General features: G+C 73.5%; 11 protein-coding genes and 1 pseudogene. 5 read left to right on the top strand and 7 right to left on the bottom strand.

What is annotated here, in order from left to right; all coding sequences use genetic code 11:
• The first annotated feature begins 229 nt into the window (after nt 1-229).
• From HCJ94_RS13760 to HCJ94_RS13750, 3 genes are all read left to right on the top strand, one after another.
• Nucleotides 230-1,474 (top strand): DivIVA domain-containing protein, encoded by a 1,245-nt coding sequence (locus HCJ94_RS13760; RefSeq protein ID WP_168001411.1) that lies wholly within the window; start codon nt 230-232, stop codon nt 1,472-1,474.
• Between the two features lie 166 nt (nt 1,475-1,640).
• On the top strand, nt 1,641-3,968 hold the full coding sequence (locus HCJ94_RS13755; protein WP_168001410.1) for a hypothetical protein: 2,328 nt from the start codon (nt 1,641-1,643) through the stop codon (nt 3,966-3,968).
• Nucleotides 3,969-4,120: 152 nt separating this feature from the next.
• A complete protein-coding gene (locus HCJ94_RS13750; protein WP_309227267.1) occupies nt 4,121-5,437 on the top strand; it encodes an AI-2E family transporter in 1,317 nt (438 codons plus the stop codon).
• A 1-nt stretch (nt 5,438) separates the two neighbouring features.
• Here HCJ94_RS13750 and HCJ94_RS13745 read toward each other — a convergent pair whose 3' ends face one another.
• The 5 genes from HCJ94_RS13745 to HCJ94_RS30920 all read right to left on the bottom strand — a co-directional run bounded on the left by HCJ94_RS13745 (nt 5,439) and on the right by HCJ94_RS30920 (nt 10,478).
• Nucleotides 5,439-6,248 carry an alpha/beta hydrolase gene (locus tag HCJ94_RS13745; RefSeq protein ID WP_168001409.1) on the bottom strand — a complete coding sequence of 270 codons (810 nt, stop codon included), beginning with the start codon at nt 6,246-6,248 and terminating at the stop codon, nt 5,439-5,441.
• 70 nt (nt 6,249-6,318) lie between these two features.
• Nucleotides 6,319-6,645: an Rv1322 family protein gene (locus HCJ94_RS13740; protein WP_168001408.1), complete on the bottom strand. Its 327-nt coding sequence runs from the start codon at nt 6,643-6,645 to the stop codon at nt 6,319-6,321.
• A gap of 88 nt (nt 6,646-6,733) precedes the next feature.
• On the bottom strand, nt 6,734-8,524 hold the full coding sequence (locus tag HCJ94_RS13735; RefSeq protein WP_168001407.1) for a 3-hydroxyacyl-CoA dehydrogenase family protein: 1,791 nt from the start codon (nt 8,522-8,524) through the stop codon (nt 6,734-6,736).
• A 223-nt stretch (nt 8,525-8,747) separates the two neighbouring features.
• A complete protein-coding gene (locus HCJ94_RS13730) occupies nt 8,748-9,815 on the bottom strand; it encodes an alpha/beta hydrolase (protein WP_205801238.1) in 1,068 nt (355 codons plus the stop codon).
• Between the two features lie 99 nt (nt 9,816-9,914).
• On the bottom strand, nt 9,915-10,478 hold the full coding sequence (locus tag HCJ94_RS30920; RefSeq protein ID WP_168001405.1) for an FHA domain-containing protein: 564 nt from the start codon (nt 10,476-10,478) through the stop codon (nt 9,915-9,917).
• A gap of 287 nt (nt 10,479-10,765) precedes the next feature.
• Between HCJ94_RS30920 and HCJ94_RS13720 the strand changes: the two genes are divergently transcribed.
• Nucleotides 10,766-12,262, top strand: coding sequence for an aldehyde dehydrogenase family protein (locus tag HCJ94_RS13720; RefSeq protein WP_168001404.1), 1,497 nt, complete (start codon nt 10,766-10,768; stop codon nt 12,260-12,262).
• Nucleotides 12,263-12,287: 25 nt separating this feature from the next.
• On the opposite strand, the gene nucS is transcribed toward HCJ94_RS13720, so the two are convergent.
• Entirely contained in the window at nt 12,288-12,947 is a 660-nt protein-coding gene (nucS, locus tag HCJ94_RS13715; RefSeq protein ID WP_168001403.1) for an endonuclease NucS, read from the bottom strand.
• Between the two features lie 127 nt (nt 12,948-13,074).
• On the opposite strand from nucS, the gene HCJ94_RS13710 reads away from it, so the two are divergent.
• Entirely contained in the window at nt 13,075-13,689 is a 615-nt protein-coding gene (locus HCJ94_RS13710) for a DUF4126 domain-containing protein (RefSeq protein ID WP_168001526.1), read from the top strand.
• Between the two features lie 99 nt (nt 13,690-13,788).
• On the opposite strand, the pseudogene HCJ94_RS13705 reads toward HCJ94_RS13710, so the two are convergent.
• Nucleotides 13,789-13,999, bottom strand: a pseudogene (locus HCJ94_RS13705) (hypothetical protein); the annotation flags it as partial.

Here is a 13,999-nt window from a genome sequence, read left to right as displayed (position 1 = left end):
CACCGGGCGCCCATTCGAGTGATACCCGGTCACGACGAGAAAGGGCCGCGGGGTGATCCCCGCGGCCCTTTTCCGTGCCGGGCCGCGGGCTCCCCGCCGCGGCCGGGAGCTGCCAAGATCGCCGGCCGGTCCGGCCCACGGGACGCCACCGAGTTGACCATGTAAAGAGGACCCGAAAGCTCCGGGACGCTCTTGCGAAGGACCCCGGGGCGTCTGCCAGTATGTCCCAATGCCCCAGCAGCAGTCCTCCCCTCTTGCGTTCTTCGATAACGCGAACACCCAGCCCGATTTCACTGTCGGCCTCCGCGGTTACAACACCGGCCAGGTGGACGACTTCATCGGCCGGCTGACCGCCGCCCTGACCCAGTCGGAGCAGGCGCGGGCCGAGGCCGAGCAGCGGATGAACGACGCCCAGCGCCGGCTGCGCCAGGCCGAGCAGCGCATGAGCGCCCTGGAGCAGAAGCTCACCGAGACCAACAAGCAGCTCGAGGAGAACAGCCGGCCGACGCTGTCCGGCCTGGGCACCCGCGTCGAGCAGATCCTCCGGCTCGCCGAGGAGCAGGCCAACGACCACCGCAACGACGCCAAGCGGGAGTCCGAGGGCATCCTCTCCGCCGCCCGCCTGGAGGCGCGGGAGATCACCGACAAGGCGCGCGCCGAGGCGGCGGCGATGAAGGCCACCGCCGAGCGCGAGGCGGGCAGCGTCCGCACGGCGGCCGAGCGGGAGGCGGCCGAGGTCCGCGTCCAGGCCCGCCGCGAGGCCGACACGCTGCGCGCCGACGCCGAGCGGGAGACCAAGCAGCTGCGCACGGTCACCGCGCACGAGGTCGCCGAGCTGAAGTCGACGGTCGAGCGGGAGGTGGCCACGCTCCGCGCGACGGCCGAGCGGGAGATTACCCAGCAGCGGGCGAAGGCCGCCCGCGAGGCCGAGGAGAAGCGCGCCGAGGCGACCAAGCTCCTCACCGACGCGCGGGACAAGCGCGACAAGGACCTGCAGGCCCTGGAGCTCCAGCTCGCGGAGCGCCGCGAGAAGGCCGAGCGGGAGGAGTCGGAGCGGCACGCCGCCCAGGTCGCGCAGACCCAGAAGCTGGTCAGCGAGGCGGAGCAGCGGGCGCGGGCCGCGCAGGAGCGGGCCAAGGAGATCGAGCAGCGGGCCGAGGCCCGCCGGGTCGAGTCGGAGCGCACCTCCAGCGAGACGGTGGAGAAGGCGAAGGCGCTCGCCGAGAAGACGCTCAGCGAGGCGAAGGCCGAGGCGCAGCGCCTGCTGACCGAGGCCCGCACGGAGGCCGAGCTGACCACGCAGGCGGCTCGCCGCGAGGTCGAGGACCTGACCCGCCAGAAGGACGCCGTCACGTCCCAGCTCGGTCAGATGCTGTCCGGGCTCGCCGGCATCGTGCCCGGCGTGCCGACCGCGAAGCCGGAGACCAAGACCGAGGGTACGGAGGCGCGGGCGACCGCCGAGGCGTCCAGCTGACCGGCCCGACCGGGGCATGATTCACGGCGCGGGGTGACACCGGGTGACCGGTGCCGCCCCGCGCCGTTACGCGTTTCCCAGCAAGTGAAACCGGCGCAGTGAAGCAGCTCCCATCCGGCGCGTCCGTATCGCCCCAGGAGGGCCCGTTGCGTGTGAGGATGGGGGCATGTCGCACGGCGAGGAACTGTTCGCTCTCGGCGGGGATGTGACCACGGAGCCCAGCTTCGAGTCCGCGCTGCGGGGATACGAGAAACGACAGGTCGACCGGTACGTCGCTCGCGCCGAGCACGAGATCGCCACCCTGACCGCCGAACGGGAGCAGGCCTACACCCAGATCCACAAGTTGGCCGGCCAGGTCGAGGTGCTCCAGCGGGATCTCGCCCTGGTGCGCAAACAGGTGGGCGTCGTCGACCGCGCCGCGTTCCGCCACCTCGGCCCGCGGGTCGAGCAGATCCTGAGCCTGGCGGAGGAGCAGGCCGAGGACATCCTCGCCGCCGCCAACGAGGAGATCGAGGCCCGCCGGGCGGCCGCCGAGCACATCATCGACGAGGCACGGGAACAGGCGGCCAAGGCCCTCAAGGACTTCGAGATCGCGCTCGCCGCCCGGCGCGCCGAGGAGGAGCGGCAGACCGCCGCCCGCCGGGCCGAGGCGGACGCCGCGGTCAAGGCGGCCACCGAGGAGGCCGCCCGGCTGCGCAAGGCCGCGCAGGAGGCGCTGGCGAAGGCGCAGCAGGAGGCGACCCACCTCCGGGACACCGCGAAGGAGATCCACACGCGGGCCCAGCAGGAGGCCACCAAGCTGCGCGAGGCCGCCAAGGAGGTGCACGCGAAGGCCCAGCAGGAGGCGACGGACCTGCGCGAGGCCGCCAAGGAGGTGCACGCCACGGCACAGCAGGAGGCCAAGCGCCTCGTCGAGCAGGCCACCGAGGCGAGCCGGGCCACCCACGCCAAGGCGCAGCAGGAGGCCAAGCAGATCATCGACGACGCCAGCACCGCCGGCCGGGCCACCCGCAACAAGGCCCGCCAGGAGGCGGAGCGGCTCACCACGCAGGCAGCGGAGGCCGCGAAGCGCCAGCGCGCGGAGATCGAGGCGTACGTCCAGCGGATGCGCACTGAGACCGAGACGTACGTGCAGCACGCCCGCGCCCAGACGCAGCAGGAGCTGGGTGCCTGGCGGGCCGGCGTGGAGAAGGAGGTCAACAGCCGTCGCGAGGCGGCCGACCGCGAGCTGGTCCAGCGGCGTACCGCCGCCGACCACGAGTTCGCCGAGCGCCGCGACGCGCTGGAGAAGCAGTACAAGTCGCGGCAGGTCGAGCTGGAGAAGCAGCACAGGTCGCGCCAGCAGGAGCTGGAGTCGGGCTTCACGGCCCGCAGCGCCGAGCTGGAGTCCGGCTTCGAGACCCGGCGCGCCGAGCTGGAGTCGCGGTACACCGCGCTGAAGAACGAGATCGAGGGCGCGGCCGCCGACATCCGCCGGTCCGCCGAGCAGGACGCGCTGACCATGCGACGCGAGGCCGAGGAGGAGGCGGCGGCGCTGCTCGGCCGGGCCGAGGAGGAGGCCACCGAGAAGCGTCGCAAGGCCGACGAGCACGTCGCGATGTCCCGGCGGCAGTTCGAGGAGTACGCGGCCACGACCCAGCAGGCCCTGGCCACCACGCAGCAGCACCTCGCCGCCACGCAGCAGGAGGCGGCGGCCGGCCGCCAGCAGCTCGCGCAGGTGATGCTGGAGATCGCCCAGGCCCAGCAGCAACTCGCCGACCTGCGGCAGGAGACCTGGCGCTCGCGGCAGGAGTCCGACGAGCTGCAGCGGCAGGTGGCCGAGCTGCGGCTGGAGCTGGCGGGCGCCCCGGGCCGTCCGACCGGCGCCGCGACGCCCGGCGCCGACGGTGTGACGGCGGCGGTCACGGTCCGGCCCCCGACGCCGGCCTCCGGTGACGGTGCGGGCCCGGCGAAGGCCGTCACGGCACCGGCCACCGGCAACGGCGCGAGGCCGGCGAAGGGTTCGGCGGCGGTGGTCGCCGGTGACGGCGCGGGCCCCGCGAAGGGTTCCGCGGCGGTGGTCGCCGGTGACCGCGCCGGTCCCGCGAAGGGTTCCGCGACGCCGGCCGCCGCCGGAGCCACCACCACCGCACCCACCGACGTGCGGGGCACCTCGACAGCGAAGCCGGAGGCCGCTGCACCGGCCGGCCGGGCCGGGTCGGGCGCCGGAAAGGTCGAGCCGGCCGAGGCCGGTCTGCCCGCCCGGGGACGGATCGAGCCGGCAACCGGAGAACCGGACCGGGAGAAGGTGGCGTCGGTGACCACCAAGGACGGTGGGACCGCCAGCGCCGGAGTGGACGGCGAGTCGACCGTCGCGGCCGTGCCGGGCGAGGGCGGCCGGGACGCCGCACGCGCGAAGATCACCAGCACCGGTGAGAACGGCAACCGCCCCGCGAAACCGACCGCCGACGAGCGCAGCGCCAAGCCGAGCAAGGTCGTCGTCGAGAAGGACTGAGCCGTCCGGGCGGGTCGGGCCCTCCGGAGGCCGTGACCGTCCACGGTCTGCTGCTGGCCGGCCGGGGCGGCTACGCTCCCGGTGGGACCCGCAGTCGCGGGCCGGTGTCGGGTTCTCCGGCGGCCGCCGGAGCCTGGTCTTCGGGAGGTCCGGTGGCACAGCGCGAACCGGAGTCGCACGAGCCGGCCGACCGGTCCGATCGTCAGCCGTCGGGGCCGGACTGCACCGGCGGCCCGGCCCGGCGGTCCGCCCCTCCGCCCGACGACCCGCCGCACCCCGACCCGGAAGCCGGCCCGACGCACACCGCCGACTCCGATCCGGGTGACTCGGACCCGGACGACAGCCTGGGCTCGACCCGCGCCGGCGGCTCCGCGCCCACCGGCCCGGACGACCCGGACGACACCCCGCCGGACAACGGCTCGGGACGGTTCGGCACCCCGGGGCGGCCGTTGCGGCGCAGCAGCTTTCTGGTCGGGTTCACCGGTGGGCTCGGCGTGCTGTTGGCGTACGCGCTCTTCCTGGGGCTGCGTAACGCCGCCGGCGTCCTCGTCCTGGTGGTGATCGCCCTCTTCCTCGCGGTCGGGCTGTACCCGGCGGTGGCGCGGTTGCGCCTGCTCGGGCTGCCGCACGGCCTCGCGGTGGCGGTGGTCGCCCTGACCGTCCTGCTGCTGCTCTGCGGTGGCCTGTTCGCCCTGGTGCCGCCGGTCGTCACACAGTCCGGCCAGTTCGTGGAGCAGCTCCCGAGCTACCTGGAGTCGCTGCGGCGCAACGAGACGATCAACGACCTGGTCGAGCGGTACGGCCTGATGGAGCGGGCGCGGAACGCGGCGAGCGCCGACATGGTGGGCCGTGCCCTCGGCGGGGTGCTCGGCGGTGCCCAGCTCATCTTCGGCACCGTCTTCCGGACGCTGACCGTGCTGGTGCTCACCATCTACTTCCTGGCGTACTTCAACCGGCTCCGGGCACTCGCGTACGCGCTGGTGCCCCGGTCCCGCCGGCAGCGGGTCCAGCTCATCGGCGACGAGATCATCACCAAGGTCGGCGCGTACATGGTGGGCGCGCTCGCCATCGCCGTGCTCGCCGGGACGGCCACGTTCGCGTTCGCGGTGATCGTGGGGCTGCCGTACCCGTTCGCGCTGGCCGTGGTGGTGGCGGTGACCGACCTGATCCCGCAGATCGGCGCCACCCTCGGTGCGGTGATCGTGACCCTGGTCGGTTTCGCCACCGACCTCCCGGTGGGGATCGCCTGCGCGGTCTTCTTCCTGATCTACCAGCAGTTGGAGAACTACCTGATCTACCCGAAGATCATGCGCCGGTCGGTCCAGGTCAACGAGGTGGCCGCCCTGGTCGCCGCGCTGCTCGGCGTCGCGCTGCTGGGCGTGATCGGGGCCCTCGTCGCGATCCCGACGGTCGCGGCGATCCAGCTGATCCTGCGGGAGGTGGTCCTCCCCCGCCAGGACCGGCGCTGAGTCAGCTCGCCCGGCCGGCCTCCGGGCCGGGCACCGGACGGTCGGCGAAGGCGGCGACCGTGCGGTCGGCGTACGCGCTGACGTCGCCGGTCTCCATCGGGCCGTCCCAGGTGGTCGGCAGCGGCAGCGGGGCGGCCGGGTTGACCCGCCGGACGATCTCGTCGAGCGCGGTCTCAGCGTCGCCGACCCAGAGGTGCTTCGCACCGGGCACACCGACCACCTCGGCCTGCGGGACCGCCGCGAACCGCTCGCGGGCCTCGTCGGGCCGCAGGTAGTCGTCGAACTCGGGCACCAGCGCGGTGAGCGGCTTGCCGGAGGCGGCCCACTGCGCCAGGTCATCCGGGGTGGAGTAGCGCAGCGGCGGGGAGAGCAGGATGGCCCCGGTCACCGCCGGGTCGCAGCCGTACTTCAGGGTCAGGTCGGTGCCGAACGACCAGCCCAGCAGCCAGATGTCCGGCAGCTCGTGGAACTCCGCGTACTCGATGGCGGCGGCGACGTCGTACCGCTCGCCGACCGCGTTGTCGAAGGAGCCCTCGCTGGTGCCGCGCACGCTGCTGGTGCCCCGGGTGTTGAACCGCAGCACCGCCAGGTCGGCCAGGGCCGGCAGGCGCCAGGCGGCCTTGCGGAAGACGTGGCTGTCCATCATCCCGCCGTGCGTGGGCAGCGGGTGGAGGCAGACGAGCGTCGCCACCGGCTCGCGGTCGGCGGGGCGGGCCAGCTCACCGACCAGGCGCAGGTCGTCGGCGGTGTGCAGCTCGATCTCCTCCCGGCGGCCGGGCAGGATCGACGAGGCGCGGATGGGTGTGCTCACCGGTCCAGTCTCCCGCGCCGCCGGTGCGGCCGCCCGTCCGGGCGGAAACACGGTGATCCAGATCGCCCGCTCAGCCGTACCGCGGCGCGCCGCGACCGCGCTGCACGATCGGCGCCCGCCGGTCCCGGGCCCGCCAGCAGCCGCTGTGCCAGTGCCGGTGGTCGGTCAGGTCGCCCCGCCCGTCCGCCGGCCAGGCCACCACGTGCGCCACGCCCGGCCGGATCTCCTGGTCGCAGCCGGGGCAGCGGTACGTCTTGACCGACGCACCGCCGCTGATGCCCCGGACCTGCCAGTCCCCGTCCCGCCACTGCTGGACCGACGCGACGCCCTGGCGCGCCCGCTCGGAGTCCAGGTGCGCGGTCTCGTCACGGCGGGGTCGGTTGCGACGGGGACTCACGCATCCCAGCGTACGGCCCCGGGGGCGCCGGACCGGCCACGCGGCCGGCAGGGGCGGCGCAGCGTACACCCGACGCCGGCCGGCCCGGTCAGCGGCGGGTGTGGTCGCGGAAGCCGCGGCCGGTCTTGCGGCCGAGGTACCCGGCGGTGACCAGGTGCTCCAGCAGCGGCGCCGGCGCGAAACCGGGCTCGCGCAGCTCCAGGTACAGCTCCCGCTGGATGGCCAGCGACACGTCCAGGCCCACCACGTCGAGCAGCTCGAACGGGCCCATCGGGTAGCCGCAGCCCAGCTTCATCGCGTGGTCGATGTCGTCGGCCGTCGAGTAGCTGGCCTCCAGCATCTTCACCGCGTCGTTCAGGTACGGGAAGAGCAGCGCGTTGACGATGAACCCGGACCGGTCCCCGCAGACGACGCCGGTCTTGCCCAGCTTGGCGCAGACCGCCTTGGCGGTGGCGGTGGTCTCCGTCGACGTGCGGATGGTCTGCACGATCTCCACCAGCGGCATGATCGGCGCGGGGTTGAAGAAGTGCAGGCCCACCACGTCGGCCGGCCGCTGGGTGGCCATCGCGACGTCGATCACCGGGAGCGACGAGGTGGTGGTGGCCAGCACCACCCCCGGCTTGCAGATCTCGTCGAGGCTGGCGAACAGCGCCTTCTTGACGCTCAGCTCCTCGACCACGGCCTCGACGACCAGGTCGACGTCGGCCAGGTGCTCCAGGGTGGCGGACCAGGTGATCCGGCCCAGGGCGGCGTCCCGGTCGGCCTCGCTGAGCTTGCCGCGCACGACGCCCTTGTTGAGCGAGGTCTTGACCGACTCGAAGACCTTGGCGGACTTCTCCGCGCCCCGGGTCACCGAGACGACCTCGTACCCGGCCTTGGCGAACACCTCGATGATGCCGGTGGCCATCGTGCCGGAGCCCACCACGCCGACCTTCGCGATGCCGCGCGTGCCGTCGGCGAGCGCCGACTCCGTGGTCACCGGCGTCTGCTCGTCGGGTACGACCACGGGCGAGCCCGGTCGCTCGTAGGTGTAGAAGCCCCGCCCGGACTTCCGGCCGAGCAGCCCCGCGGTGACCATCTGCTTGATCAGCGGCACCGGGGCGTGCCGGCGGTCCCGGCCACCGCGCCGGTACATCGTGTCGAGGATCTCGTACGCGGTGTCCAGGCCGATGAGGTCCATCAGCGCGAGCGGGCCCATGGGCAGGCCGCAGCCGAGCTTCATCGCGGCGTCGATGTCCTCGCGGGTCGCGTACCGCGACTCCAGCATGCTGACGGCGTGGTTGAGGTAGCCGAAGAGCAGCGCGTTGGCGATGAACCCGGCCCGGTCGCTGATCGTCACGTCGACCTTGCCCAGCCGTTCGCAGAGCGCCTCCACGTCGGCGACCACCTCGGAGGAGGTGACCACCGTACGGACGATCTCCACGAGCTTCATGACCGGCGCCGGGTTGAAGAAGTGGATGCCGATGACCTGGTTGGGCCGGGTGGTGGCCACCGAGATCTCGGTGACCGACAGCGACGACGTGTTGGTGGCGAGGACCGTCTCGGGCTTGCAGACGCGGTCCAGCTCGGCGAAGATCCGCTGCTTCAGGTCGAGGTGCTCGGGGACGGCCTCGATCACCAGGTCGACCGAGTGCAGCGCGTCCAGCCCGACCTGCCAGGTCACGCGGGACAGCAGGGCGTCCCGGTCGGCCTCGGCGAGCTTGCCCTTGGCCACCGCCCGGTCGGTCGAGCCGGTCAGGGTGGCCCGGCCGCGCTCCAGCGCGGTCTCGGAGATCTCGACCGCGACGACGTCGATGCCGTTGCGGGCGAAGACCTCGACGATGCCGGCACCCATGGTGCCCAGACCCACCACACCCACACTGGTGAACTCGCGCGCCACGACCGGCCTCCCCTGGTTCGCTCCGCGCAGCCGACATGAACGGCCGCTAAGTTAAGCGGAGTCTGCCACGTGACGCACAGTTGTCGAGACGGCGTGGGATATTTCACGGCTCCGTCGCCGTCGATGAACGCCGGCCGTCACAACCGGTCCCGGTCGGCTCCGCCGGCCGGGTTCCGGCCGGCGGAGCCGGCCGTCCGGTGCCGCCGATCGCGGTCGGCCGGCGTCAGCGCCGGCGGTCGACCAGGGCGAGCAGTTCGGCGACGAACTCGACCGGGCACTCGATGTGCGGGCTGTGACCGCAGCCGGGCAGCACCACCTCCCGGTACGCGCCGCCGGCGGCCGCGTACCGCTCCAGCACCGCGCGGGTCTGCCCGACCATCGGCTGCGGCGGGCAGTCCGCCTCCCCCGGCCAACCGGACACCACGCCCAGCGCCCCCAGGTACGCCAGGTCGAACAGCGAGGTGTCCGAGACGATCACGTCGGCGTCTCCGCGGACCCAGGTGACCGGCGGCTTGCCGGCGACGGCGACCAGCTCGTCGGCGACCCGGAAGTACGCCGGCGCCAGGGCGTTGAGCACACCCCGCCGACCGGGCGCGGTCCCCGGCCAGTTGGCGGACGGCTCGGCCGTCCCCGGGTAGTTGTCCTCGCCGGTGGCGGTGGACAGGACGGTGTCCAGCAGCAGCTCCTCGTCGTCCCCGAGCGACGACGGGTCGGCGACGTACGCGCTCCGCAGCACCGCCCGCGGGCTGGTCGGGGCCTCGTCGCCACGGTCCTTGGCGGCCAGCCGGCGGACGAAGTCCGCGCTGGCGGTGCCGGCGCCGGTGCCCGCGAAGTCGGGCGTGGTCGGCGCGCCGTCGAGGTCGCGGGTGCCGCCGAAGCCGTACGGCGAGACCGGCGCCGACAAGAGCAGCCCGGCCACCCGGTCGGGGCGGTCGACCAGCAGCCGCATGGCCACTCCCGCGCCCAGCGAGTGCCCGACGACCACGGGCCGCGCGCCGGCCGGGAGCAGCGACTCCTGGTCGAGCAGGGCGGCGACGTCGTCCGCGAAGTCGGCCAGCCCCCGTGTCGCGTCGACCGGGGCGGTGTCGGTGTCCCCGTAGCCGCGCAGGTCCGGCGCGATCACCCGCAGGTGGCCGGGCAGCCGACGCACCAGGGGCTCCCAGAAGAGGGCGGACGAGCAGTTGCCGTGGATCAGCAGCACCGGTACGCCGTCCGGCGGCCCGGCCACCCGTACCGCCTGGGTGATCCCGTTCGCCGACACGACCTGCTGCTGGCTCTCCATCCGCGGCATGCTGCCAGGCCGTCGGCCCGCCCGTCCATGGCCCTCATCGACATGACACGGGTGCCGGACGTGTGGCGCCGGACGCTGCCGGCGGCGTCCCGCCGCTGCTCAGGCCGAGACGGCGTCGGCCGGCTCCGGGACGGGGGCGACCGGCTGCGCCACGACCGGGAACTCCGGCGCGACCGGCTGCGCCGCGATCGGGAGTTCCGCAGCCACCGGCTGCGCCGCGACCGGAAGCTCCGGAGCGACAGGCTGTGTCGCGACCGGAAGCTCCGGTGTGGCGATCGGCAGCGGGAGGGTCGGCCGGTGGTCCCGGCGCGCCAGGCCGAAGGTCAGCCCGACGGGGTCGGTCCGGGCCACCCCGGGGTCGTAGACCCGGAGTTCGGTGCGGCCGATCCGGATCACGTCACCGTCGGCGAGCCGTTCCACCCCGGTGATCCGCCGGTCGTTGAGCCAGGTGCCGTTGGTCGAGCCGAGGTCGGCCACCGACGCTCCCTCCGGATCCAGCCACATCTCGGCGTGCCGTCGGCTCAGGTGCGCGTCGGCCAGGACGACGTCCGCCGTCGGAGCCCGCCCGATCACCAGCCGGCCCCGCCCGAGCCGGAAGCTCAACCCCCGCATCGGCCCGCCGGCCACCGTCAACAACGGCAGGAACTCCGGATGCTCCTCCATGGACAGTCCGCCCTCCACCCCGCACGATCACCCCGCGCGTCAGCTTGCCACCACACGGTAGTCGCCCCCACCGCCCGGGCGGCCATCTCCCTGTCGCCAGCCGGACACCTCGTGTTCGGTTCTTCGGTCCCCGGTGTCCGGTTTCGAGGGGCGTACACCTCACCCGTCGCGGCCCCGCCCCCTGACACGGGGCGGGCGCCCGTTCCGTTCAACGGCTCGGCACCATCGGGTGTCACCGCCCCACGCGACCCCTACCGGTGAGTAATCCTCGGGTCTAGACTTCCGCCATGACGGCTGTGCATGTCCCGGGGACCCCGATCATCGAGGACGGGCGGCTCGTGTCGACGAGCCCGGCGACCGGCGCGGAGGCCGGCCGCTTCCCCGTCGCGAGCGTGGCGGATGTCGAGGCGACGGTGGCCCGCGCCCGTGCCGCCGCCCCCTGGTGGGCCGGGCTGGGCTTCACCGGTCGCCGGGAGCGGCTGCTGCGCTGGCGCGCCCTGCTCGCCAAGCGGATCGAGGAGCTCGCCGAGCTGGTGCACGTCGAGGGCGGCAAGCCCATCGCCGACGCGATCGTCGAGATCGTCACCGCCATCGAGCACGTCGACTGGGCCGCCCGCAACGCCCGGCGGGTGCTCGGGCCGCGCCGGGTGCGGTCCCGTCTGGTGCTGGCGGAGTTCTCCGCCCACCTGGAGTACCAGCCGCACGGCGTGGTCGGCGTGATCGGCCCGTGGAACTACCCCGTCTTCACCCCCATCGGCTCCGTCGCGTACGCCCTGGCCGCCGGCAACAGCGTGGTGCTGAAGCCCAGCGAGTACACGCCGGCCGTCGGGCAGTGGCTGGTCGACACGTTCGCCGAGGTCGTCGACGAGCAGCCGGTGCTCAGCGCGGTGCACGGGCTCGGCGACGTCGGGGCCGCGCTGTGCCGGTCCGGAGTGGACAAGGTCGCCTTCACCGGCTCGACGGCCACCGGCCGGAAGGTGATGGCCGCCTGCGCGGAGTCGCTCACCCCCGTCCTGATCGAGGCGGGCGGCAAGGACGCGATGATCGTCGATGCCGACGCCGACCTGGACGCCGCTGCCGACGCGGCGGTCTGGGGAGCCCTCACCAACGCCGGCCAGACCTGCATCGGCATCGAGCGGGTGTACGCCGTCGAGCCGGTCTTCGACGCCTTCGTCGACAAGGTGGTCCAGCGGGCCGGCCGGCTCACCGTCGGCGCCGACGGCGCGGACATCGGGCCGATCACCATGCCGAGCCAGCTCGACGTGATCCGCCGGCACATCGACGACGCGCTGGCCCGGGGAGGCCGCGCGGTGCTGGGCGGGGCCGAGGCGGTACAACCGCCCTACGTCCGGCCGACCGTCCTGGTGGACGTCCCCGAGGACTCGGCGGCCGTCCGCGAGGAGACCTTCGGCCCGACGCTGACCATCAACCGCGTACGCGACGCCGACGAGGCGGTGACGCTCGCCAACGCCCTCTCGTACGGTCTGGGCGGTTCGGTCTTCGGCCGGCGGCGGGCCGTGGCGGTCGCGCGGCGCCTGCGCTCCGGGATGGCCTCGGTGAACTCGGCCCTGACCTTCGCCGGGATGTCCACCCTGCCCTTCGGCGGTGTGGGCGACTCCGGCTTCGGACGCATCCACGGCGAGGACGGGCTCCGTGAGTTCGCGCGGGCCAAGGCCATCACCCGCCGTCGAGCCCGGTCGCTGCTGCCGGCGATGACCTTCGACCGCACCGACGCCGACGTCGCCCGCCTGGTCAAGGTCGTCAGGATGATGTACGGGCGCTGAGCCGCGCCGGGGCGCGGCGGGCGGGTCAGAACAGGGTCAGCTCGTCGCGTTCAATGCCGCGGAGCTTGTCGTAGTCCACCACCACACAGCGGATGCCGCGGTCGGTCGCGAGCACGCGCGCCTGCGGCTTGATCTCCTGGGCCGCGAAGACACCGCTGACCGGGGCGAGCAGCGGATCCCGGTTCATCAGCTCCAGGTAGCGGGTGAGCTGCTCCACGCCGTCGATCTCACCGCGCCGCTTCACCTCGACGGCGACGGCCGCGTTGCTGGCGTCCCGGCAGAGCAGGTCGACCGGCCCGATCGCCGTCATGTACTCGCGGCGGACCAGCGTGAAGCCCTCGCCCAGCGTCTCCGGGTTGGCCGCCAGCAGCTCCTGGAGGTGCGCCTCCACGCCGTCCTTGCGCAGCCCGGGGTCGACACCCAGCTCGTACGACGTGTCCTGGAAGACCTCCTCCAGGGTGATCCGCAGCTCCTCGCCGGCCTTGTTGACCACCCGCCAGACGCCCGGTGCCTCCTCCAGCCGGCACGGCGGGCTCATCCAGTTCAGCGGCTTGTACGCCCGGTCGTCCGCGTGGATCGACACCGACCCGTCCGCCTTCACCATGAGCAGCCGCGTGGCCGGCGGCAGGTGGGCCGACAGCCGTCCGACGTAGTCCACCGAGCACTTCGCAATCACCAACCGCACCCGACGAGGGTAGCGGAGGGCCGGCCCGGAGGCTGTCGGGCAACCCCGGGGCGAGTGAGGTTTCCCGACTGCCCCAAGCCCCCAACGCCACCGAGCGCCACTGGCGTGCCGGTGCGATGCTGAGATGGTGCTCGAAGTGCTCACCGGTACCGGCCTCGCCGCCTCGGCGGGTCTGAACGCGTACATCCCGCTGCTCACCATGGGTCTGCTCGCCCGCTACACCGCCCTGATCGACCTGCCCTCGGGGTGGCAGTGGCTCGGCAACGGCTGGGTGCTCTCCATCCTGGCGGTGCTGCTCGCGATCGAGGTGGTGGCCGACAAGGTCCCGGTGGTCGACCACGTCAACGACGTCGTCCAGACGGTGGTCCGGCCGACCGCCGGCGGTCTGGCGTTCGGGGCCGGCGCGACGTCCGAGACGGTCACGGTGAGCGACCCGGCGAGCTTCTTCTCCTCGAACCAGTGGGTGCCGGTGGCGACCGGCGTCCTGATCGCGCTCGGCGTGCACCTGCTCAAGTCCGCCGCCCGGCCGGTCGTCAACGCGACGACCGGCGGGGTCGGTGCGCCGGTCGCGAGCACCGCCGAGGACGCCACCAGCGTGGTGATGTCGGTGGTCGCCATCGTCCTGCCGGTCCTCGTCCTGGCGTTCCTGCTGGGCCTGGCGCTCGTCGTCTTCCGGTTCCGCCGCCGGACCGACCGCCGCCGCGAACGGGAGGCGGCCCGCGCCGCCGGCTTCCGCGTCTGACCCGGCCGGCCGGCGCCCCGTCGTCGGGCGCCGGCCGGGGCGTGGAGACGCCGCTGGCCGGCACCCAGGTTCGGGTGCCGGCCAGCGTGGTGTTCCGGGTCAGCTGTTCCAGTGCCCGGCGACGAGGTCGGCGGCCTGGGTCTCCCACTGCGCGTAGTGGAACGGGTAGGCCGAGACCTGCACGGTCTGGGCGGCCTCGGTCAGCGGCATGTCCTGCCAGCCGTCGACCTGCTTGAGACCCTTCAGGAACGCCATCGTCGAGTACTCGGGGTCGGTGATCTGCTCCACCGTGCCCCACCCGCTGGAGGGA

Source organism: Micromonospora thermarum (assembly GCF_012034245.1).
Classification (GTDB): Bacteria; Actinomycetota; Actinomycetes; order Mycobacteriales; family Micromonosporaceae; genus Micromonospora; species Micromonospora thermarum.
This window is presented reverse-complemented; position numbering and strand designations above follow the sequence as displayed.